The organism is Flammeovirgaceae bacterium (assembly GCA_015180985.1).
Classification (GTDB): Bacteria; Bacteroidota; Bacteroidia; order Cytophagales; family Cyclobacteriaceae; genus UBA2336.
In genome coordinates, this window is record CP054185.1 from 2088897 (window position 1) to 2110739 (window position 21843).

The following is a 21843-nucleotide window of genomic DNA, read 5'->3' on the forward strand; positions in this document are numbered from 1 at the left end:
TCTATAAAATTAATTCTTCAGTTTCTTTAAAACATCCCATCGTGGATCCGTTCCTTTTTTTTCACCTGAAGAGTAAACAATTCCTTCGTTTTGCTCTTCATCTCGAAACCGGGGATGCAGTTTTTTCATAGGCACTTCCAGCCCGATGAATTCAAACAGGTGCTGCCCCAGTCTCAGGGTGTCGGTATTACGTTGAATCATCAGCACGTCTTCGCTGATTTCTTTGTCCTCATCCCCGAATTTGAATATAATCTTCCGGCTGATGCTCATCGGCTGATCGTATTCCTCCAGGCTGCGGTCGCACACCAACCGTGCGTGCCCCGTAATCTGAAAGGTAGCTTCAATAAAGGTTTCCCGCTTGTCCAGCGCTACCGCGGCATGAAATGTTCCGCGGGACAGTATCTCCATTCCATATTGCTTAAAAAATGCATCGCCAAAATCGTAATGAAAGTGGTGAATGGCATAGCTTAAGCCCTGAATATGAACGCTGTACAGATCCAACCCCAAACCTCCTTTCAGGCCCAAAATGGGTCGGCAAATTTAGGAGAATTAATGAGATTATAAAAAAACCGACTTAGAGGGGTTTTCAGATGTAGGTGCTGAGTGCTGCGGCTTTAAATTCCTCCCGGGTTTTCTTACCGTAGTTCTCGACAAAGTAATCAACAACGCCTTTCTTAAAGCCAAGTTTAATGGCAATGTTTTTACAAAAAAGTATTTCGCTTTCAAAAATGTTATGGTCGGCAAACACCAGGTCGATGCACGACATGAGGTAATCAAATTTCTGGTCGGGCGAGAGGGCGCCCAGGGTTTCGATGGGCTGCGGATTGCGGATGAGATTTTGTACTAGTTCCTCGGGGAAGTTGCGTTCGCGGGCAATCTTAAAAATCATTTCCCGCTCAATTTTGGCGAAGTGCTTGTCGGCTTCGGCCAGTTGAATCAACACGTTTAGTTGTTTTTGAGTAACAATGTCCATGGCTACGATGATGCTTAAAGATAAGCAAAATATTGCCGGAGTGGGGTTAGGGTGGTCGTTAACCAGATTGACTGGCGGGTAAGCTGGTTTTATTTTTCTGTGGATAGTTCTTTGCGGATGCGTGCGATGTCCATGGCGGTGTAAATAGCCTGGCGCATGGATCCTTCCATAGCCTGATTTTTTCCGGCAATGGAATACCCGGTGCCGTGGTCGGGCGAGGTGCGGATTACAGGTAAACCCGCGGTAAAATTTACCCCGCTTTCAAAAGCCATGGTTTTGAAAGGGATTAAGCCCTGGTCGTGGTACATGGCCAGGATGCCATCATACCGGGCATATTGCCCGGAGGCAAAAAATCCGTCTGCAGCAAACGGGCCATATACCAGTTTGTTTTTGTTTTTCAGGTCGTTGATGGCCGGCTTGATTACACTGTCTTCTTCCTGTCCCAGCAGTCCGCCATCACCGGCATGCGGGTTCAGGCCAAGCACGGCAATTTTTGGTTTGCTAATTCCAAAGTCTTTTTGAAGGGTTTGTTCCAGAATCATCAGTTTGATGTTTATCCGATCGCGGGTAATCATCAGCGGAATTTCTTTTACGGGTATGTGTTCGGTAACCAGGCCAACCCGCAGCTTTTCGCTCACCATCAGCATCAGGTAGTCGGAAGTATCAAAATACTCGGCCAGAAATTCGGTATGTCCTTTAAAGGGAAATTCATCACTGTGAATAGTGCTCTTGTCAATAGGTGCAGTAACGAGGGCATCCAGCAATCCATCTTTCAAATCTTGTGCGGCCTGCTTCAGGCTTAACAAGGCCGCACGGCCGGTTTCGCGCGAAGCGTTTCCCGGGTTTATTTCAATTACTTCGTCCCAGCAGTTAACCACGTTAACCACCTTGGGTATAAACTGCCCCCTGCTTTTCACATGGCTGTAGGCAAAGTCTTCCAGGTTGACCAGTTTTTTATAGAATGAAAGTACGCGTGTGGAACCATATACCACCGGTGTAATGAGTGCGAGTATGCGGCTGTCGTGCAGGGATTTAATGACCACCTCCGGTCCGATGCCGTTTATATCGCCCAGGGTGATGCCAATGCGTGGTTTTTCAGATTTAGCCGTTGGGATCATGGAATGTTAACATTCGGGTAAAATTATCAATTTGTTTTATAGTACTTTACTTTTTTAAAACGGGTGCATGCAGCAACGTGTAAAGCCGAAGAAATTTTTAGGGCAGCATTTTCTGCACGATCAGCGAACGGCCGTGCGTATAGTTCAATCGCTACGGGTGGGTGCCCGTCCGGAAGCCGTTTTGGAAATCGGGCCTGGTATGGGTGTGCTTACCCGGTACCTGATGCAACTTCACGCAGTTAACCTGAAGGTTGTTGAGTTGGATCGCGACTCGGTGGCTTACCTGCGGGGGCACTTTCCAGAACTGGAGGTTATTGAAGGCGACTTCCTTGAACTGGCCTTGAATAAGATTTTTGCCGGCCCCTTTTCCATCATCGGAAACTTTCCCTACAACATCTCCTCGCAGATTTTTTTCTCCATCCTTACCTACCGCAACCAGGTAAAGCAGGTAGTATGCATGTTGCAGAAGGAAGTTGCCGAGCGGATAGCTGCACCGCATGGTTCCAGAACCTACGGAATTCTAAGCGTTCTGCTGCAAACATTTTATCAGGTTGAATTTCTTTTTAAGGTTTCGCCCGGGGTATTTAATCCACCACCCAAAGTCATGTCAGCGGTGATTCGGCTGATCCGTAACGAGCGTTCAACCTTACCCTGCAATGAAGATTTCTTTTTTCAGGTGGTTAAACAGGCATTCAATACCAGGCGCAAAACCTTGCGTAACGCACTAAAAAATCTAACTTTGGCCGCCCAATTGCAAGATGCCCGACTGGCAACTTTTTGGGATAAACGGGCCGAACAACTTTCGCCAGATGACTTTATTGAATTAACCACACTAATGCAGCGCGGCCGTGGAAACAACCCAGCACTTTGAGTTAACCCGCGAGTTTGTTGAGCGCTTTCAACAGGCGTTGGATGCACACGACAGTGAATTTATACGGGCATCGTTGGAGCATGTTGATCCTGCTGATATTTCCACGCTCTTATATGAGTTCAATTCAGAAGAGTCCAAGTATGTCATGGATCTGCTGCCGCTGGAAGTTCAGGCCGAAATCATTAACGACCTGGATACCGATACGCGGATACGCTTTTTAAAAATCTATTCTCCCCGCGAAATAATCGGGTTTGTTAACCTCCTTAATTCAGATGATGCCGCGGACATCCTGAATGAACTGCCCATTAAGGTGCGCGAAGAAGTGCTGGCCGGTTTGGATGTTGACCTGAAATCGCAGGTGATTGACCTGCTGCGCTTTGAAGAAAACGTAGCAGGCGGATTGATGGCCAAGGAATTGATTAAGGTACGCGACAACTGGACGGTGGTACAATGTATTGATGAAATCCGCAAGCAGGCCGAGAATGTGGACACGTTTTATGCCGTGTATGTTGTTGACGAACGCGATAAACTGGTAGGCCGGGTTTCGCTCAAAGACCTGGTACTCTCCGATGCCCGAAAAGTAGTTTCTGAAATTTGCGAGAAAGATATTGTTTCGGTTGATACCTTTCTGGCCGACAGGGAGGTGGCCGAAATCATGCGCAGGTACGACCTGGAATCCATACCCGTGGTGAACGTGAATGGTCAACTCGTTGGCCGGATTACCATTGATGACGTAGTGGATGTTATTACCGAACAAGCCGAAGAAGATCGGCAACTCATGTCGGGTATCAGCGAAGATGTGGAAGAAGATGACAGCGTGTGGCGAAACACCCGTGCGCGCCTGCCCTGGCTGCTTATCGGCATACTGGGTGGGCTGATGAATGCCAAGTTTATGGGCTTTTTCGAAGACGAACTGGCCCGCGTAACGGCTATTGCTTTTTTTACACCGCTTATTCAGGCAACGGGCGGTAATGTAGGTATCCAGTCATCGGCATTAATTGTGCAGAGCCTGGCCAGTTCAGTTTTTGTTTATGAAGGCTTGTGGATGCGGCTGGGTAAAGTTTTTTCGGTTGCCCTGCTGAACGGATTTTTTCTCTCGGCCCTTGTGTATGGTGCCAACGTGTTGTTGTTTAACGAACTGCATTTATCGCTTATCGTTTCGGTGGCGCTATTCAGCGTGGTTGTATTTGCCTCGTTTATCGGCACCTTAACACCCCTGGTGCTTAATAAACTTGGTTTCAATCCTGCCCTGGCGGCAGGCCCGTTTATAACTACCATTAACGATATGCTGGGGCTATCCGTGTATTTCCTTACGGTACACCTGATGATTTAATGGTAATAAAAATAGCCCGGGGTCATGTAAGGTTACCGGCATTTTGGATTTGTAAGCGCATTTCAATTACTGTTAACTTTGTTTTGCCAACCAGTCAAGAAGGTACACTGTGCAGTTGCTTAGAAACAGGCTTAAACAACTTTCCGATGCCTTTAACCGGGTTATCGAAAAGCCTTTACTCACCTCCACGCTGGTGCTGATAGCCGTTACACTGGTGGTTTTATCGTTAAGTCTGAGGTACTATTTAAACGATTTTGATGCGTTTTGGGCCCAGATTTTAGCGGAAGCCCACGGAATGATCTTTGATATTGCCGTTATCGGTATTCTTATCTTCTGGTTAAACCAGAATGGGCAGACCCGCCAGCGCATCCGGTTTTATAAAGATGAGATTGACGACTTCCGGCTGTGGGAGTCGGAAGAAGCAGCCTTCCGCACGGTAGGTAACATCAAACGATTGAACCGGCATCATATTTTTGAGATTAACCTGGTAAACTGCTTTCTGGCAAAAACAAACCTCAACTATGTTAACCTGAAGGGCTCAAACCTGAACTCGGCCAACATCTCGCAGTCGTCCATGATAGAAGCAAACCTTGAGAACACCCGGCTTAACCAAACCAATTTTGAAAACTCCAACCTTAACCAGGCCAACCTGAAAGGCGCATATGCCAGCGGAGCAAATTTTAAAGATGCTTTTTTGATAAAGACACAATTCGAGAACGCGTTTTTGATAAAAGCCAATTTTAACAACGCCTATTTAATGGAAGCGAACCTCAGCAACAGTTACCTGATGGGCGCTGATTTGGAAAACGCCAGTTTATACAAAGCCGATTTGCGGGGTGCTAAAGGACTTACCATTGACCAGCTGGCCAAAGCCAAAACGTTATACCTGGCCAAATTTGATGATGAACTGATGGAGCAGGTAAAGGGCCTGATTCCCGAACTGGTGGGCGCATAGCCTATCGTTTTGCATCGTGCAGTTAAAACACTACCTTTGCCAAGGCAACGGTCTTCCAAAGAGGCCGTTGTTTTATTTTTAGTTGCTTCAGGTAACGAAGCTCATCAATACGGTTTTGTATGTCCAAGAAAATTTCATATTACACCAAGGAAGGTCTGGATAAACTGAAAGCCGAACTGGCCGAACTGAAAGGCAAGGGGCGCGCTGAAATTGCACGGCAAATTGCCGAGGCACGCGACAAAGGCGATTTGAGCGAGAATGCCGAATACGATGCTGCCAAAGATGCCCAGGGGCATCTTGAAGCCAAAATTGCTCAGCTTGAAGAATTGCTGTCCAATGCCCGCCTGCTGGATGAAACCAATGTGGATACTTCCAAGGTTTCAATACTCTCTAAAGTAACGATCAAGAATAAAAAGAACGGTGCTTCATTCACTTACACATTGGTTTCGGAAGAAGAAGCCGATTTAAAGGCCGGAAAGATTTCTACCCAATCGCCAATTGGAAAAGGGTTACTGGGTAAGAAGAAAGGTGACACGGCAACCATTAAAACACCGGCCGGAGAAATGATATTTGAGGTAACAAACATCTCGGTTTAAGTATGCCCAGCATTTTTACCCGCATTATTAACCGCGAAATACCCGGGCACATCGTGGCTGAAGATGACCAGTTTATTGCCTTCCTCGATATCATGCCTCTTGTCGAAGGGCATGTGCTGGTGGTGCCCAAGAAAGAAGTGGACTATATTTTTGATCTGGATGACGCTACATTGGCCGGTCTGCATGTGTTTGCCAAAAAGGTGGCAGTGGCCATTAAAAAAGTAATACCCTGCAAACGTATTGGTGTGGCGGTAATCGGGCTGGAAGTGCCGCACGTGCATGTTCACCTGGTGCCCATGAATAGCATGGGCGACATTAATTTCACCAGGCCGAAATTGAAGCCATCAAACGAAGAACTGGCAGCGGTGGCTGAAAAAATCCGCAGCACGCCTTAATCAATCCAGGAAATCAATATCCACATTGAGGGGGTAACGCATCAGGTAGCTGAGCGCCTGCTTAACGGTAAGGTCCTCAAATAGTACCTGGTACAGCGTGTTGGTAATGGGCGCACGAACGCGATAATAATCGGCACACTTTTTTGCAATGCGCACGGTGTTAACCCCTTCGGCCACTTCATCCATACTCTCCAGGATTTCTTTCAGCGTCATACCCTGCGCCAGTTTATTGCCTACCTGGAAATTACGACTTAGTTCGCTGTTGCTGGTGGTTACCAAATCACCAATGCCGGCCAGGCCTAAAAATGCTTTGGTATTGCCACCAAGTGCACGGCCCAGGTGAATCATCTCCACCACGCCCCGGCTGATGAGCAGCCCCCGGGCATTTTCGCCATAGCCCATGCCGTGCAATGCGCCTGATGCTATAGCAATTATATTTTTTAACACACCGGCCAGTTCAACACCCACCAGGTCGTTATTGCCATACACCTGAAACCGATCATTGCGAAGCAGGCGCTTGCCGATGCTGATAACTTCGTTGAAGTGGCTGGCGATAACGGTTGCGGCCGGATGCCGGGCAGCCAGCTCTTTCGATAGGTTTGGGCCGGCCAGGCAACCAACGCGAACAACTACGCTTTCTTCGCGGATGACTTCACTCATGGTTTTAACCTGGCTGCGGTTAAGTTTTGTTACCGATTCAATGGTGTGCCCTTTCGGCAGGGTAATGTCAAAGCCCTTGGTGCCGTGAATCAAAACATGGTACGGATGCAGGTAGGGTGAAAGTTGGCGCATCATGCTGCGAAAGTGCGAAGAAGGGACAATCGGAAACAGGATGTCGCATTCGCAGGCAAGTTGTTTTAAATCGTTAATGGGGGTAACGTTTTTTTTCATTTTGTGCCCCCGGTTTTCCCGCTTCTTCAGGATGCGCTCAATGGTCTTCTCATCGCGGGCGTACAGCAACACATTGCGTTGGCGGGCCAACAGGTTGGCTACCGCGCTGCCGAAGTTACCCGCACCGATTACGCCTACCGGTTTTTCGTCAGATAACTTTTTCGAGGTCATAGCCGGTAAGGCGGTTGTGGTAATAATACAGCAGCGACAGGTCTTGTGTAATGATATTGCCCTCTTTATTGAACAGCAGCGGCCGGTTCAGGTGAAAAATGCCTACGTTTTCCATGCCGTGGCGGATCACCAGATCAATCTTTCCTTTCAGGTGGGTGGCATGATTTACTTTACCATTTTCCTTGAGCCGGTAAATCTGCTTACGCACCCGCTTACACGCCTGCCTGAATTCGGCATACTCAATTACCTGGTCTTCTTCCGGCAGGCGCAATAGTCCGAACAAGTCGAGTTTCGGATGTTTCTGTTGCCAGAGTTCAAATGCCACAAAGGCTACCAGGTGGCTGGCAAATACGCGGTTAATCCGATGGTATTCCGATACAATTCGCTGGCTGAGCATGCGGGTGTACTCGTCTTCGCGTTGTTTATCGATGGTGATGTATCCGTTTGAAAGAAAATAGTCGCGGGTTTGAATAACGCGGCCCTGGGCATCCATGCTTTGCCCTTCATCGTTTACGTAATTGCCCATTACATCGAGCCCGCGGCCGATGGAAACAGAAATGTTGGATCCTTTACCGAAGAATTTGATCAGAAAACGCAGCAGTTGAAAACTGCCGTATTTATCCTGCTCTGGCAAATACCGGTCCTGCCCTTTCACCGACAGGTATTCTTCAATCAGGTCGGGGGCTTCCAGTACAAAGTGGTAGTTGAGTGTTACCGGAACGATAAAAATCTTGCGGGGTTCTTCGCCATCGGGGGTGTTCAGGTAAATGTTGCGCTGCGCTTCGATGGCGGTTGAAAGCAAACCCAGCTTGAGTGTTTTTTCGATAGCGCCAGAGCGGGAACGGGTGCCTCCGGGGAAGAACAGGCTGTGCGCACCTTTTTGAATAGCCAGGCTGGAGTACATCTTCAGCGTTTCCAGATAGGGCAGGTTCTTCTTTCTTCTATCTACTTTATAGGCCCCCAGGCTGTTCATGAAGTAGGCGAAGATTTTAATGTTAAACAGGTTAAGGCCTGCGCCATAAATAAATGCGGGTAATCCCAACGCGTGTATTACCCACCCGATAAGGATGCTGTCCAGGTTGCTGAAATGGGTGGGCACCATTACAATGGTTCCCTGGCGGGCGAGTTTGCGCAACTGTTTTACCTTGCCGACAATCTGGATTTTATCGCGTAACGTGTATTTGCTTCTGAAAATCGCTCCGAATTTTTTTACCCGTGCGGCATTCAGCAACCGGTTAAACCAGAAGGTGGTAATGCTGCGGGCCAGCCTGTACGAACTGGGTTTAAAGTTGCCGGCAATTTCGTTGGCATACCGGATAACAATGCGTTGAAGTACCTTATCCTCATCGGCCGTATCCTCGCCCGGTTTGTTTGAGAGTTCAACCAGTTTCTCTTTTATGCGTGCCCAAAATCGTTGTTCATCGGGTGGGTCAACGCGCCAGCGGTTACGCTTCATCCGCTGCTGTTCGCGGTACACCGTTGCCTGCAGGTCATCGAGCAACTGCTTTCGGTTGGGGCGCAGTTGTTTAATGCGCTCAAACGATTTTTGGGCAACCTCTTCAATAAATTCCTTGCGGTTACGGCTAAGCTGGTACACCGGCCAGTCGGGGATGCCGTCAAGGATGGGCCGGTACTTTTTGTTTTTGTTCTTCTTCTCTAAAACTTCCACAGGGGCAAAATACTATAATTTATTCCTTTCCTGACAGGCCATTTATTATCAGCGGTGCAGCAAGGCCTGGTTCCAAATGGCCTCCATCGACTGGAATAGCGCAAGCGTCTGCCGGATAAACGCCTCGTTTACAACAGCGTGTAGGGTATCTTCACCGGCAATATCAAATTGGTTAATCTTATAGGTTTGCTCAAACAATCCTTTTTCAACCTTTATAAGATACCGGTTGTTCCAGCTGTAGAGGGTTATCTTACAGTCAGGATGGGGTATTTCACCGACAATGCGCATCGCGTTTCAGGTTAGGGCAGTAACAAGATAAATGAATAAAGTGTTAAAAATAAAAGTCGGTTATAAATCGTTATGGGCATGGATTTTTTCCAACCGGCTTAGGGTTTTATATTGTAACCGCATTTGTGGCAATGACAGTACAATTAACAGGCAGGGGCGATATCAGGGCGAGGTGGCTTATCCTTTTCACGCTGATTATAGTACAAGTCCTTGCATCATTTACCACGCTTGCCACGCACCTGCGGGCAGGGCAAATCACTGTTCGTAAACTCACTCCAAACTGCGGAGATTTGCGCTACGAAATTACTGTTCGCGTATATACCAATTCCGGTTCCCCGGTGTTGTTCGGGGGTGAGCAGGATGTCCTTGATTTTGGAGATGGTAACTTTATTCTGGTGCCTGAAACGCCCAACACTTTATTACCGGAATTCGGGCCAAACATTGCCACTGCTTCTTACACCTATATTCATACCTACAGCAGTCCGGGTGTATACATCATTTCCTATAATGAGCCTAACCGGAATGAAGGCGTTTTAAACATGGTTAACTCGGTAAACACCATGTTTTACCTCGAAACTCAACTGATCATTGACCCGTTCTTGTGTAACAAAAACAGCCCGCAATTACTTATTGCCCCTATCGATCGTGCCTGCAGCGGTCAGGCTTTTTTTCACAATCCTGGCGCGTTCGATCCGGATGGCGACAGCCTGTCGTATGAAATGGTCATCCCGTTTTCTGAAAAAGGAACTCCGGTTGTGGGGTATAAGGCACCCAATCATCCTGATTTTTATGCAACCTGCCTCCCGGGTAATGAAAATGGCGATGGCCCGCCCACGTTTACCATCAACCCTTCTGATGGAACCATTGTGTGGGATGCGCCCTGCCGGGTAGGGGAATACAACATTGCTTTTGTCGTTATTGAATGGCGTAAAGTGAACGGGCAATGGGTACGGATAGGGTTTGTGCGCAGGGACATGCAGATTATTGTAGATGATTGCGATAACGACCGGCCTGACCTGATTGTACCGGAAGATATATGTGTTGATGCCGGCACGGTAATTAACGAAACCATTTTTGGCATTGACCCCAATAACGATGAAGTGAAACTGGAAGCCTTTTCTGAAATTTTTGGTGAAACGTTTCCTTCGCGCGCAACCGTTACGCCTTTCCCGGCTGAATTTCAACCTTCTAATCCACCAGCCGAATTACAATTTTCATGGACAACCACCTGTGAACACATTAAAGAGCAGCCCTACCAGGTTGTATTTAAAGTTACTGATAAAGGCACACCACGGCTGGTAACCTTTAAAACGTGGCGCATCAAAGTAGTGGGTCCGCCACCGGTTTGGAATTCGGCTAATGTTGATTTAGCCCAACGCCATGCCCTCCTGGAGTGGCAGCCGTATGCTTGCCCTAACGCAACTTCCATTCAAATCTGGCGAAGGGTTGACAGCATTACCTTTACACCCGACAGTTGCCAGACCGGCATGCCTGAGTTTTTGGGTTATAGCCAGATTGCGACAGTTGGCATCAGTTCCAACACGTTTACGGATACCAACGGGGGGCGCGGGTTGGATGTCGGAGCAAAATTCTGTTATCGGCTGGTAGCCGTATACCCGGCACCCGGTGGTGGCGAAAGTTATGTGTCGCAGGAAATTTGCATACCACCTATTCTGGCCGATGCGCCTGTAATCACACATGTTACGGTTGATAAGACAGGTTCTGGCAATGGAGAAATCCGGGTGAGTTGGCGGTCACCGTTTGATATTGATAAGTTGCAGTTTCCAGGCCCGTATGAATATAAAGTGTGGCGTGCCAATGGGTTTGCCGGCAACGCAGGCCTCACCGAAGTTCACCCCGGTACCCTTCCGGGTGATACGACCGTAGTGGATGATGAAATAAACTCGGAAGAGAATGTTTTTAATTACCGCATTGTGCTCTATTCCAATACAGTTACTGAGCCCACTACCTGGTCGCCTATTGATACATCCTCTACCGCATCATCGGTACGGCTTGAATTGCGACCGTCAACCAAACGCATTCAATTAAACTGGAGTGCAGTGGTACCCTGGTCGAATCAAATTCAGGCACACCCCCGTCACCTGATTTACCGCGGACCGGAAGGCGCCACCGAAAATGACATGGTACTGATTGACAGCGTGGATGTATTTACTGAGGGTTTAGTTTATGTTGACAGCGGGCAGTGGAATGGTGTACCCCTGGATGATAATACTTTTTACTGCTACCGGGTAAAGGTACGGGGAGGTTACGGCAACCCTGCCATTGGTGAGCCGCTTGAGAATTACAGCCAGATTATCTGCGCCAAACCGCGTGATGATGACCCGCCCTGCAAGCCTGTACTGACACCGTTTGTAATTAACTGTGATGAGTTTTACGACCAATACGGTTGTAGCCCGACTTCGTTTGTTAATGTAGTGAAATGGAGTCGCCCGACTGACCCCGATTGCCGCGATGACATCCGCAGTTACAACCTGTATGCCTCCGGCTCCACTACGGGCGAGTACTTCCTGCTGGCCAGCAACATCCGCGACACGGTTTATTACGACAGCGCCTTGTCATCATTTGCCCGCTGCTATAAACTTTCGGCAATAGATAGATCCGGCAACGAAAGCGAATTAAGCGAAGCGGCTTGCAACGATAATTGCCCGAATTATGAACTACCTAACTTGTTTACACCGAATGGCGACTTTTGTAACGATGTGTTTGCCGCGTATGGTTACCGCCCGGAGTTCGACAGTAGTGTTCCTGAAACCTATCCATGCAGAAACCTGACTATTGGATTAAAGGGTGAGAACCTGGCCAGGCGATGTGCACGCTTCGTGCAGGCAGTTAACTTCAGGGTATACAACCGTTGGGGCGATGAAGTATATACCTATACAGGTAAACTCGGAGATGATCGCAACACCATTTATATTGAGTGGGATGGACGCAATAAAAATGGAACACCACTGGCTTCGGGCGTATACTTTTACGTTGCCGATGTTACCTTTAATGTGGTTGACCCGAAAAAGCGGCTGCAAACCATAAAAGGATGGGTTCACTTGGTGCGATAAGTCAGCCACCCCATACTTCAGTAGTTTTGTTTGATGGTGTTTGTAACCTGTGCAGTGGGGCTGTGCAGTTTATTTTAAAACGCGATCCGGAAGGCACCTTCAGGTTCGCCTCGCTGCAATCTGAAATCAGCAAACAATTGCTGGCGAATCGGGGGTTTGAATTCTCCGAGTTGAATACCCTGGTACTCATAAAAGATCAAAAGATTTTTACAAAGAGTGATGCCGCTCTTGAAATTGCGCGCAACCTTACCGGGTTGTGGCCTCTTTGTTATGTTTTTAAAATTATTCCGCGGGTTATCCGCAATCCGGTTTACGACTGGATAGCGCGTAACCGGTACCGGTGGTTCGGCAAAAGAGAAACGTGCTGGCTGCCCTCAGTGAAATGGAAAGACCGATTTTTAGATCAGTGATCCGATCGCTATTTTGCCTGTTTAAATAATTCTTATGAAAGCATACATTTTTCCGGGCCAGGGTGCGCAGTTCAGCGGCATGGGTAAAGACCTGTACGAATTGAACCCCAAAGCAAAATTCTATTTTGATAAAGCAAACGAAGTGCTGGGTTTTGCTATTACCCAAACCATGTTTGCCGGTACTGCCGAGGAACTGAAGCAAACCAAAATAACGCAGCCGGCCATATTTATTCATTCGGTTGCTGTGGCGCTATCGAGCGACTCCTTCCGTCCGGATATGGTGGCAGGCCATTCGCTTGGCGAGTTCTCGGCTTTGGTAGCAAACCGTTCGCTTGGGTATGAAGACGCTCTGGCCCTGGTTTACAAACGCGCTATGGCTATGCAGAAGGCCTGTGAGATTACTCCTTCAACTATGGCGGCTGTGCTTGGACTGGATGATAACGTTGTTGAAGAAGTGTGTGCTTCGGTAACAGGCGAAGTAGTGGTGGCGGCAAACTATAATTGCCCGGGGCAATTGGTTATATCGGGTTCTATTAAAGGAATTGAACTTGCTTCCGAAAAATTAAAGGCAGCCGGAGCCAAACGCGTATTGCCCCTTCAGGTAGGCGGTGCTTTTCATTCGCCATTGATGGAACCGGCCCGTAAAGAACTTGCTGCAGCCATTGAGGCGACTACTTTTCATAAGCCGGTTTGCCCGGTATATCAAAACGTAAATGCAATGCCGGCTTCGGATGTTGATACCATTAAAAAAAACCTGATTGCTCAACTTACGGCCCCGGTTCGTTGGACACAGTCTGTTCAGCAAATGGTTAAAGACGGAGCAAAAACATTTATCGAATGCGGTCCGGGCAAAGTGCTGCAGGGCCTGGTTAAGAAGATAGCGCCCGAGGCGGAAGCCATGAGCCTTTAGGTAATCCGGGTAACCGGCAGGTTATCGGTACATTCAGCAAGCAACTGGTTTACAGATTTACCAATTACCGGATGCATAAAATCCGGTGCAATTTCATTGAGCGGCTCAAGAGTAAAGCGCCTGCTTTGCAGTGCCGGATGTGGAAGAGTTAGTTCGGGCGTGTTAAGTATTTCATCATTATAAAACAACAGGTCTATATCAATTACACGCGGGCCGAATTTATCGTTGCTCCGAATCCGGCCCAGTACAGTTTCAATAACCAAAGTATTGGCAAGCAACACCCGGGGCTGTAACGTAGTGTTTATTTCAACCACCTGGTTATAAAACATCCCCTGGTTTTCATTGCCCCAGGGTGCCGTTTCGTAAACTGATGAAGCTGTAACTATTGGCCCTACCTGCCGACTGATATGCTGCCGTGCGTTTTCGAGGTTTATCAGCCGGTTGCCCAGGTTGCTTCCTAAAAGCAGGTAAGCCTTGTTCATGGCACCAACTTACTTTTTAAATCTGTTGTACGTAGTTTTGAGCCTCAATAAAATTTAGGATATGAACTTTTTTAAAACGTTTCTGGCCTCTATGCTGGCCCTTACCGTGTTTTCTATTATCAGTGTGGTTTTATTTTTTATGGTGCTGGGAGTTCTTTCAGCGGATGAAAAGGTCGTACTGAAGAACAATACCGTGTTACACCTGAAACTTGATGCTGAAATTACCGAACAACAAGTGGAAAATCCGTTTGAAGGAATGCCGGTTTTTGGTAATGAAATTCCAACCATCGGTCTGCTTCAACTGAAGGAAGCCATTAAGCATGCTGCTGCCGATGACAAAATTGCCGGCATTTACCTGGATGTAAACTACCCGATGGCCGGCTTTGCCACCATCGAAGAGATTCGCCAGTCGTTAATGGATTTTAAGGCCAGCGGCAAATGGATAGTTGCTTATTCGGAAGTGATGTCGGAGAAAGCGTACTACCTGGCCTCGGTAGCCGACCGTGTTTATCTGAATCCGGAAGGAGAGTTGGAGTTTAACGGACTTACCGTTGAAATCAGCTTTTTTAAACGACTCTTCGATAAACTGGAAATTAAACCCGAGATCTTTCGGGTGGGCGATTACAAAAGCGCGGTTGAGCCTTACCTGCTCGACAAGATGAGCAACGAAAACAGGCTTCAATTAACCGAATTGGTTCATTCTATTTATGGGTACATGCTTAATCAGATCTCAAAATCCAGAAATGTGCCGGTCGATCAGCTAAAAACTATTTCGGATAAAATGCTGGCCCGCAATGCCCGTCTGAGTCAGGAATACGGTTTGGTTGATTCATTGCTTTATTACGATGAGGTTTTGAATGATCTCCGGAAACGCCTGAACCTTAACGAGACTGAAAAAATCAACACCATCGGGTACAAGCGGTACAGTAAAAGTTACACTGCAACCGGGTCATCGCCTAATGAAATTGCTGTAATCGTAGCCGATGGAGCCATTTTGCCCGGTAAAGCCGATGAGGGTGTAATTGGCTCCGAAACATTTGCTGAGACCATTCGGAAAGCGCGCGAGAATAAACGGGTGAAGGCCATTGTATTACGCATTAACTCGCCAGGAGGAAGTTTTCAGGCATCGGATGTAATGTGGCGTGAAGTGACCCTGGCGGCAAAGCAAAAACCGGTAATTGCCTCTATGTCTGATTACGCAGCATCGGGCGGTTATTACCTGGCTATGGGCTGCGATACCATTGTGGCCCAGCCGCATACCATTACCGGTTCGATTGGTGTATTCAGTGTGCTGTTTGATGCCAGCGGATTTCTGGGTAACAAACTCGGTATTACCTTCGATGAAGTAAATACCGGTGAATATGGTGAAATGGTAACACTCAGCCGGCCATTAACACCGGGCGAAAAGAATGTGTGGCAGCAACGCACCGAAGAAATTTACGAGACCTTTACGGGTAAAGCGGCCCTGGGCCGGAATATCAGTAAGGATCAGATTAAACAGGTTGCCAGCGGCCGCGTGTGGACAGGCCAACAGGCAAAAGATCGCCAGCTTGTTGACGTGCTTGGCGGCTATGAACAGGCCCTGGCTATTGCAGCCGATGCAGCCGGCTTAGGCAATGACTATAAGGTACGCTATTATCCCGCCCGTAAGTCAATTATCGAGCAGTTCCTTGGTTCGCTTGAGGATAACGCCAAAACACAACGGTTGAAACAGGAAATGGGTGCTTACTATGTGGTATTTAAGCAATGGCAGGTCTTAAGGCAGCATAAGGGCGTGCAGGCCCGCATGCCTTTTGAATTGCAGATTAATTGAACCTTCCTTTTTTATTCAAGGTGAAAAAAATGTCAAAAACAGCCATTTTTTGATGTAAGGTTTATCCCTGTTTTTGACAAATAACATGGCGGAAGTAACACTTTAATGGGCCTGATTACATTGTTATCAACAGGTCTTCATTACGGCTGACCTAAAGGTAATGGATATGAGTTGACAATTAGAGCACGTGAGCCGATCGGAGTTGCTGTATTCGGAGCATTAGAACGCTTTTAATTTCAATGCAAGTTATAGGATGGATACCGCTACCAGGGATTTGATTCCAAAGATTGTTACCGCTGGACTCGTCTAGTGGGTGTTGTCGGTATTGAGTGAGGTCCCTCTTTTATCTTAGAAAGAAGGTGGTTACAGCTTGGTAAATGGGAATTAAGGGAGGTTACATGAGAGTTAAGAGGGCCGGGTGTGTTTCTCTGCAAACCGGAATAATTGCATTTTGAACTACCCTATAAGAGGATAGGCAGATTTTGTGTTTTACACCATTAGCGTTTGTGCTCCCCAATTGCGGTTAGATAAAAAAAACACACCCCGCTGTTCAGCGGGGTGTGTAACTAACTGATTATCAGTTAAATCAGTACTTATCTTCTGCAACAAACCCACCGATGGGTTCATTTTGTACGGCAGCCTGTTCAGCAGCGGGTGCAGTTTCAGTTTTGTTTCCCGTATGCCGTACCGAAATCAGGGTAAACGACAGGGTTACCAAAGTAGCCACCGCCAGGAGGGTGATGATTTTTGTTTTCATAATAACAATGTTGATAGTTATTAATCTGTTATCAACTGACTTTAGGATAATAAGGACTGCTATTAATGGCCTCCTGTGTTAGGATTACCACCACCGTTCTCAAGCGTGGTTGAGGGAGCAATTTCTTCTTCAGCACAGGCGGTAACAGTAAGTGAAACAGTCATGATGAACATTACGATGTAGAATAACTTTTTCATAGTAGTGGGGTTTATGGTTTGTTAGTTTTTGTTTTTGTTTTGTTTAAATTGTGAGCCAAAGATGGTTGGCTGAAATGAATCTTTTTCATGTAATAATTTTCTTTAATTACGCGTGTACCAAATAAATTTTGTTTGTTCTGCCATTCGCAGCCTGGTGTTGGTTGCGCTATTTCTTTCAGCCTTTAAATCGGTTGCCCAACCTCAGCATCAGGTTGATTCGCTTAAAGCCAAACTGCGCAGCAGTTCGGATGAACAGCGGTTTGAGATCTTGGCTGAATTATCCCGGTTACACTTCGATACGGATTACGAAGCAGCGCTGAATTATAATAACATGGCCTATGCATGGGCTTCGGAACGGGGCGATAGTTTAAAAATGGTAACAAGCGCAAGGCGTATCGGTCAGTTATATAACCGGATGGGTAAATCTAAGGAAGCGTTGGAGACACTATTGACGGCCTTGGGGGTAGCTCACCGAAATAATTTTGCAGAAGAGTACAAAAGAATATTGAACAATATTGCAGTCGCTTACTCTTATCGTGCTGAGTATGACAGGGCATTAGAATATCACTTTAAAACCCTTGCCTTGCGCGAAGAAGACGGGGATATTGGAGAAATTGCTGTTTCTCTGAATAATGTCGGGTTTGTATATTTTAAGTTAAGAAATTATCCCAAAGCGCTTGAATTTTATACCAAAGCTTTGGAGTACCTCGAAAAGTCAACCGATAAGAGTTTTCTTGGTCAGCAGCTAATCAACATCGGGTTGTGCCATAACCAGTTGAAGAACTTTAACCAGGCATTCGAAAGTTTTCAAAAGGCTTTCGAATCGTGTGGTAGTAATTGCCAGGATGTTATTAAGGTCTCCGGTTGGTTTGGTATGGGTGTGGCTAACTTTGGCCTCGAAAAGTATACCGAAGCCGTTGAATACTTTAATCTGTCACTGCAAACAGCAAAAGCCACCGGCAACACCCGGTATGAAGGCGAGAACCTGGTTTATCTGGGTAAGGTTTATATCGAGTTGAATAAACCGGCTGAAGCCGAAAATGCCCTGCGCCAGGCCGAGCAGATTGCCTCGAAAAATATATACAATGAGTTATTAATTGATACCTACCGGCAGTTCTCTGTATTATATAATCAGGTGAACGATCATGTTAATGCCTCGGCTTATCAGCGAAAATACATCACACTCAAGGACAGTGTGTACAGCGAACAACTGATTGATAAAATAGCCGAGCTGCAAACCGACTTTGCCGAGCGAGAAAATCTGGCCACCATTGCCGCCAAAGAGGAAGTCATCATCCGGCAGCGAACACTCAATTTTTCCATCGGTATCATCGCAGTGCTGGCGGCCCTGCTGGTGTTTGTTCTGTATCGCAGTAACCGTACGGTGCGAAGGGTTAACATGGCGCTCAGCGAGGCTAAAACCGAATTACAACTACTCAATGCCGACCTGGATAAGAAAGTGAAGGAGAAAACGGCCAGCCTGCAAAAGGTTAATGAAGAGTTGGATAATTTTATCTACAAAACTTCGCATGACATCCGCGGGCCGCTTGCCAGCCTTAAGGGCATCTGTAACCTGGCCATTATGGAATCAAAGGACCCGGTTACGCTGGATTATTTAAAGAAACTGGATGAAACTGCAGAGAAGTTAAATAAAGTTTTAACCCGGTTAGTTACTGTAAACCAGATTAACAGTTCAAGATTTGACTTTGAATCCATTAACCTGGGCGCTCTGGTGGATGAAATCATCATGGCTGAATCTAAACGTGGACTGCCGCCCCGGTTTGTTATTAAAAAGGAAATTGATAAATCATTAACCTTCTTCAGCGACAGGGAACTGGTGCGGATTATATTGGAGAACCTTATCGATAATGCCATCAAGTTTTATAATGATTCCGATCGAATTGATCCTTTCGTTAGAATTAAAATTAATCAGCATAACGGGCACCTGCAGGTATTCGTCATCGACAACGGTGTTGGCATTTCGCGTGTTGACCCCGACAAGATTTTTCAGATGTTTATGCGTGCCTCCGAGCGTTCAGAGACCGGGGGAATTGGCCTTTACCTTACCAAACTGGCTACCGAGCGACTCGGAGGTTCCGTCAGCCTGGGGATGACGTCCGAAGGCTACACCGAATTCCGGGTGAACCTGCCTGTTGCTGCGCAACCCGCTGAAGCGTAACCGGATTTTTATTCTCCCATTCAATTCTCATCTTTGCACACCCGTTTTTACGAGGTTTTATGACCAAGATTTACAAACGCACAACTGTAACGGCTGCTTTGCCGTATGCCAATGGCCCGCTTCATATCGGGCATATTGCCGGTGCGTACCTGCCCTCCGATACGTATGTGCGTTACCTTCGGCTGAAAGGTGAGGATGTGATTTTCATTTGCGGTTCCGATGAACACGGAGTGGCCATTAACCTGGGCGCAAGGAAGGAGGGTGTGTCACCAAAGGCTTTTGTTGATAAGTATCACGAATTGATGAAGAAAGCATTTGATGATTTTGGAATTACTTTCGATATCTATTCCCGTACCTCCAATTCGGTTCATTATAAAACAGCTCAGGATTTTTTTACTACCATCCATCAGAAAGGAATTTTTCTTGAAGAAGTTTCCGATCAGTATTATGACGAGCAGGAGGGGCTTTTCCTGGCCGATCGGTACATTACCGGCACCTGCCCAAATTGCAAACACCCCAATGCCTATGGCGACCAATGTGAGAAGTGCGGCTCAAGCCTTAGCCCCCGCCAACTGATTAACCCCCGTTCAACCATCTCCGGAAAGCCACCGGTGCTCAAACCAACAAAACATTGGTACTTTCCGCTGGATAAGTACGAAACGTGGCTGAAAGAATGGCTCATTGAGGGACATAAAGCGGATTGGAAAACCAATGTATATGGTCAATGCCGCTCCTGGATCGACCAGGGCCTGCAGCCACGTTCCATTACCCGCGACATGGACTGGGGAATACCCGTGCCGCTGCCCGATGCAAAAGGCAAGGTGTTGTACGTGTGGTTCGATGCGCCCATCGGCTACATATCGGCCACCAAAGAACTAAAAGGTACCGACTGGGAAAAATACTGGAAGGATCCGGAAACGCGGCTCATTCATTTTATCGGCAAGGACAATATTGTCTTTCATTGCATCATCTTTCCGTGCATGCTTCGGGCCGAAGGCAGTTTTATTGTGCCTGATAATGTGCCGGCTAATGAGTTTCTTAACCTGGAAGGCGAAAAGATTTCAACTTCGCGAAACCATGCAGTGTGGCTGCACGAGTACCTTTTGGAATTTCCGGGCCGCAGAGATGAGTTACGCTATGTACTCACATCCATCAGTCCCGAAACCAAAGATGCCGACTTTACCTGGAAGGATTACCAACAACGGGTGAACAGCGAACTGGTGGCCATTCTTGGGAATTTTGTAAACCGGGTAATGGTGCTTACCTGGAAGTATTTTGATGGAGTGGTGCCATCGGATAAAGAAATTGCGGGTACAACACCGGCCAGAAAGAAAATTTTAAATGCGTACCAGCAGGCACATACCGAATTGAATCAGTCGGTTAAGGAAATTGTCCGTGGACTTGAAGAATTCCGCTTTCGCGAGGCCCAGTTTCACTTAATGAACCTGGCGCGCATCGGTAACAAATTTCTGGCCGATACAGAACCCTGGAAACTGGCCAGCCAGGATAAGGAGGCTGTGGGCGCTATCCTTAATTATGCACTTACTGTTGTTGGAAACCTCGCGGTGGCCTGTCAACCGTTTTTGCCTGACACAGCCAAGAACATGCTGCGCCAACTTAATGGTGTTGATATGGTTAAAAAATGGAATGAATTATGGAAAAAAGGTGAGTTGGTAAACACAGTTACCGAGGGTCATAAACTCGGCAAACCTGAGTTGTTGTTCCGAAACATTGACGATGCGGAAGTTGAACAGCAAATTGAAAAACTTAAAAAGCCGAAGTCAGCCATGACCGAATCAACAGAATTAAAGCCCCTAAAGCCTGAAATTACTATTGATGATTTTGCTAAACTGGATATCCGCATTGGTAAAGTGTTGGCCGCTGAACGGGTAGAGAAATCCGATAAGTTGCTGAAGCTCACCATTGATACGGGTGTCGATCAGCGCACCGTGCTTAGCGGAATTTCCAAACATTACACGCCCGAGGAAATTGTGGGCAAACAGGTTACCCTGATAGCCAACCTGGCACCTCGTAAAATGATGGGCATGCAATCGCAGGGCATGGTGCTGATGGCCATAGACTGCGATGGCAAACTAAAACTGCTGCACCCGGATGCGGTTGTGACTCCCGGCTCCACAGTCAGTTGATTTTTATAGCCGCTTTTTTCTGATAAATTCAGTCATTATACAGGCTCATCGTTTTTGCCACTCCAAGGGTAATGAATGACAGTACCATCTCGCAGGCTTTGTCAATACAGGCGGGCAGTTGCTTGAACTCTTCTGGTGTAAAGTTGCTCAGCACGTAGTCGGCCTGGTGTCCGCGCGGATAGTTATTGCCAATACCAAAGCGGAGCCTCGGATAATTCGGGTGGCCCAGTAATTCTTCAATATTCTTTAATCCGTTATGCCCAGCTGCACTGCCCTGTGCCCGCAGGCGCAGGCTGCCAAAGGGCAGGGCGATATCATCAACAATTACAAGTAGTCGTTCCGGTTCCACCCCAAGATTGTTGAGCCAGTATAAAACAGCTTTGCCGCTGAGGTTCATGTAGGTAGAAGGCTTGATTAAATGGATTTGCTTCCCTTTAAACCGGAACTCAGCTTTTTCGGCATAACGCACCACTGCAAAATCAGCATTGTGCTTATCAGCAAGCTGGTCAAGTACCAAAAAGCCAATGTTGTGGCGGGTTAATTCATACTCCGGACCAATGTTGCCCAGGCCGGCAATCAGGTATTTCATGTTGTAAAGCAATAAAAAAATCCTG

At 47.1% G+C, this 21843-nt stretch carries 20 protein-coding genes; 11 read left to right on the forward strand and 9 right to left on the reverse strand.

The features are described from left to right. Positions 1 to 9 precede the first annotated feature (9 nt). The 3 genes from HRU69_09815 to pdxA form a co-directional block, all read right to left on the reverse strand. Positions 10 to 525, reverse strand: a complete 516-nt coding sequence (locus HRU69_09815; GenBank protein ID QOI97767.1) for a DUF177 domain-containing protein — start codon at positions 523 to 525, stop codon at positions 10 to 12. A 61-nt stretch (positions 526 to 586) separates the two neighbouring features. Next, positions 587 to 973: a TerB family tellurite resistance protein gene (locus HRU69_09820; protein ID QOI97768.1), complete on the reverse strand. Its 387-nt coding sequence runs from the start codon at positions 971 to 973 to the stop codon at positions 587 to 589. 89 nt (positions 974 to 1062) lie between these two features. Next, positions 1063 to 2091, reverse strand: a complete 1029-nt coding sequence (pdxA, locus tag HRU69_09825) for a 4-hydroxythreonine-4-phosphate dehydrogenase PdxA (GenBank protein QOI97769.1) — start codon at positions 2089 to 2091, stop codon at positions 1063 to 1065. Positions 2092 to 2158: 67 nt separating this feature from the next. Between pdxA and rsmA the strand changes: the two genes are divergently transcribed. The 5 genes from rsmA to HRU69_09850 all read left to right on the forward strand — a co-directional run bounded on the left by rsmA (position 2159) and on the right by HRU69_09850 (position 6241). Next, a complete protein-coding gene (gene rsmA / locus HRU69_09830; GenBank protein QOI97770.1) occupies positions 2159 to 2962 on the forward strand; it encodes a 16S rRNA (adenine(1518)-N(6)/adenine(1519)-N(6))-dimethyltransferase RsmA in 804 nt (267 codons plus the stop codon). Beyond that, complete coding sequence (gene mgtE, locus HRU69_09835) at positions 2940 to 4295, forward strand: magnesium transporter (protein ID QOI97771.1); 1356 nt, start codon at positions 2940 to 2942, stop codon at positions 4293 to 4295. Before rsmA ends, mgtE begins: the two co-directional genes overlap by 23 nt. A 115-nt stretch (positions 4296 to 4410) precedes the next feature. Further along, the gene (locus tag HRU69_09840; GenBank protein ID QOI98887.1) at positions 4411 to 5250 is read left to right on the forward strand and encodes a pentapeptide repeat-containing protein; all 840 of its coding nucleotides are present in this window, start codon (positions 4411 to 4413) and stop codon (positions 5248 to 5250) included. Positions 5251 to 5369: 119 nt separating this feature from the next. Next, complete coding sequence (gene greA, locus HRU69_09845) at positions 5370 to 5846, forward strand: transcription elongation factor GreA (GenBank protein ID QOI97772.1); 477 nt, start codon at positions 5370 to 5372, stop codon at positions 5844 to 5846. A gap of 2 nt (positions 5847 to 5848) precedes the next feature. After that, positions 5849 to 6241, forward strand: a complete 393-nt coding sequence (locus HRU69_09850; protein QOI97773.1) for an HIT family protein — start codon at positions 5849 to 5851, stop codon at positions 6239 to 6241. Here the strand turns inward: HRU69_09850 and HRU69_09855 are convergent, their stop codons facing one another. From HRU69_09855 to HRU69_09865, 3 genes are read right to left on the reverse strand one after another with little or no spacing between them, the layout of a single operon-like run. Further along, the gene (locus HRU69_09855) at positions 6242 to 7303 is read right to left on the reverse strand and encodes an NAD(P)-dependent glycerol-3-phosphate dehydrogenase (protein QOI97774.1); all 1062 of its coding nucleotides are present in this window, start codon (positions 7301 to 7303) and stop codon (positions 6242 to 6244) included. Next, positions 7281 to 8972 carry a 1-acyl-sn-glycerol-3-phosphate acyltransferase gene (locus HRU69_09860; GenBank protein QOI97775.1) on the reverse strand — a complete coding sequence of 564 codons (1692 nt, stop codon included), beginning with the start codon at positions 8970 to 8972 and terminating at the stop codon, positions 7281 to 7283. Before HRU69_09860 ends, HRU69_09855 begins: the two co-directional genes overlap by 23 nt. Before the next feature lie 48 nt (positions 8973 to 9020). After that, complete coding sequence (locus HRU69_09865) at positions 9021 to 9260, reverse strand: hypothetical protein (protein QOI97776.1); 240 nt, start codon at positions 9258 to 9260, stop codon at positions 9021 to 9023. Positions 9261 to 9391: 131 nt separating this feature from the next. Between HRU69_09865 and HRU69_09870 the strand changes: the two genes are divergently transcribed. The 3 genes from HRU69_09870 to fabD are packed head-to-tail and all read left to right on the forward strand — an operon-like array spanning position 9392 to position 13654. Further along, positions 9392 to 12334, forward strand: a complete 2943-nt coding sequence (locus HRU69_09870) for a gliding motility-associated C-terminal domain-containing protein (GenBank protein ID QOI97777.1) — start codon at positions 9392 to 9394, stop codon at positions 12332 to 12334. Beyond that, a complete protein-coding gene (locus tag HRU69_09875) occupies positions 12313 to 12744 on the forward strand; it encodes a thiol-disulfide oxidoreductase DCC family protein (protein QOI97778.1) in 432 nt (143 codons plus the stop codon). Before HRU69_09870 ends, HRU69_09875 begins: the two co-directional genes overlap by 22 nt. 34 nt (positions 12745 to 12778) lie before the next feature. Then, positions 12779 to 13654, forward strand: a complete 876-nt coding sequence (gene fabD, locus HRU69_09880; protein QOI97779.1) for an ACP S-malonyltransferase — start codon at positions 12779 to 12781, stop codon at positions 13652 to 13654. On the opposite strand, the gene folK is transcribed toward fabD, so the two are convergent. Beyond that, positions 13651 to 14136, reverse strand: a complete 486-nt coding sequence (gene folK, locus HRU69_09885) for a 2-amino-4-hydroxy-6-hydroxymethyldihydropteridine diphosphokinase (protein QOI97780.1) — start codon at positions 14134 to 14136, stop codon at positions 13651 to 13653. The two genes, fabD and folK, sit on opposite strands and share 4 nt — an antisense overlap. A gap of 61 nt (positions 14137 to 14197) precedes the next feature. Between folK and sppA the strand changes: the two genes are divergently transcribed. Then, the gene (sppA, locus tag HRU69_09890) at positions 14198 to 15949 is read left to right on the forward strand and encodes a signal peptide peptidase SppA (GenBank protein QOI97781.1); all 1752 of its coding nucleotides are present in this window, start codon (positions 14198 to 14200) and stop codon (positions 15947 to 15949) included. Between the two features lie 586 nt (positions 15950 to 16535). Here sppA and HRU69_09895 read toward each other — a convergent pair. After that, positions 16536 to 16706 (reverse strand): hypothetical protein, encoded by a 171-nt coding sequence (locus HRU69_09895; protein QOI97782.1) that lies wholly within the window; start codon positions 16704 to 16706, stop codon positions 16536 to 16538. Positions 16707 to 17015: 309 nt separating this feature from the next. Between HRU69_09895 and HRU69_09900 the strand changes: the two genes are divergently transcribed. Both HRU69_09900 and metG read left to right on the forward strand, forming a co-directional pair. After that, entirely contained in the window at positions 17016 to 19082 is a 2067-nt protein-coding gene (locus HRU69_09900; GenBank protein ID QOI97783.1) for a tetratricopeptide repeat-containing sensor histidine kinase, read from the forward strand. A gap of 59 nt (positions 19083 to 19141) precedes the next feature. Further along, entirely contained in the window at positions 19142 to 21229 is a 2088-nt protein-coding gene (gene metG, locus HRU69_09905; GenBank protein QOI97784.1) for a methionine--tRNA ligase, read from the forward strand. 28 nt (positions 21230 to 21257) lie between these two features. On the opposite strand, the gene HRU69_09910 is transcribed toward metG, so the two are convergent. Then, positions 21258 to 21818: an aminoacyl-tRNA hydrolase gene (locus HRU69_09910; GenBank protein ID QOI97785.1), complete on the reverse strand. Its 561-nt coding sequence runs from the start codon at positions 21816 to 21818 to the stop codon at positions 21258 to 21260. Positions 21819 to 21843: the final 25 nt, after the last annotated feature.

Bases quoted from the DNA above. Each gene is read 5' to 3' on its own strand.
- HRU69_09820 (QOI97768.1), bottom strand. From the start codon at position 973: ATGGACATTGTTACTCAAAAACAACTAAACGTGTTGATTCAACTGGCC.
- pdxA (QOI97769.1), bottom strand. From the start codon at position 2,091: ATGATCCCAACGGCTAAATCTGAAAAACCACGCATTGGCATCACCCTG.
- rsmA (QOI97770.1), top strand. From the start codon at position 2,159: ATGCAGCAACGTGTAAAGCCGAAGAAATTTTTAGGGCAGCATTTTCTG.
- greA (QOI97772.1), top strand. From the start codon at position 5,370: ATGTCCAAGAAAATTTCATATTACACCAAGGAAGGTCTGGATAAACTG.
- HRU69_09850 (QOI97773.1), top strand. From the start codon at position 5,849: ATGCCCAGCATTTTTACCCGCATTATTAACCGCGAAATACCCGGGCAC.
- HRU69_09855 (QOI97774.1), bottom strand. From the start codon at position 7,303: ATGACCTCGAAAAAGTTATCTGACGAAAAACCGGTAGGCGTAATCGGT.
- HRU69_09865 (QOI97776.1), bottom strand. From the start codon at position 9,260: ATGCGCATTGTCGGTGAAATACCCCATCCTGACTGTAAGATAACCCTC.
- HRU69_09870 (QOI97777.1), top strand. From the start codon at position 9,392: ATGACAGTACAATTAACAGGCAGGGGCGATATCAGGGCGAGGTGGCTT.
- HRU69_09875 (QOI97778.1), top strand. From the start codon at position 12,313: ATGGGTTCACTTGGTGCGATAAGTCAGCCACCCCATACTTCAGTAGTT.
- fabD (QOI97779.1), top strand. From the start codon at position 12,779: ATGAAAGCATACATTTTTCCGGGCCAGGGTGCGCAGTTCAGCGGCATG.
- folK (QOI97780.1), bottom strand. From the start codon at position 14,136: ATGAACAAGGCTTACCTGCTTTTAGGAAGCAACCTGGGCAACCGGCTG.
- sppA (QOI97781.1), top strand. From the start codon at position 14,198: ATGAACTTTTTTAAAACGTTTCTGGCCTCTATGCTGGCCCTTACCGTG.
- HRU69_09895 (QOI97782.1), bottom strand. From the start codon at position 16,706: ATGAAAACAAAAATCATCACCCTCCTGGCGGTGGCTACTTTGGTAACC.
- metG (QOI97784.1), top strand. From the start codon at position 19,142: ATGACCAAGATTTACAAACGCACAACTGTAACGGCTGCTTTGCCGTAT.
- HRU69_09910 (QOI97785.1), bottom strand. From the start codon at position 21,818: ATGAAATACCTGATTGCCGGCCTGGGCAACATTGGTCCGGAGTATGAA.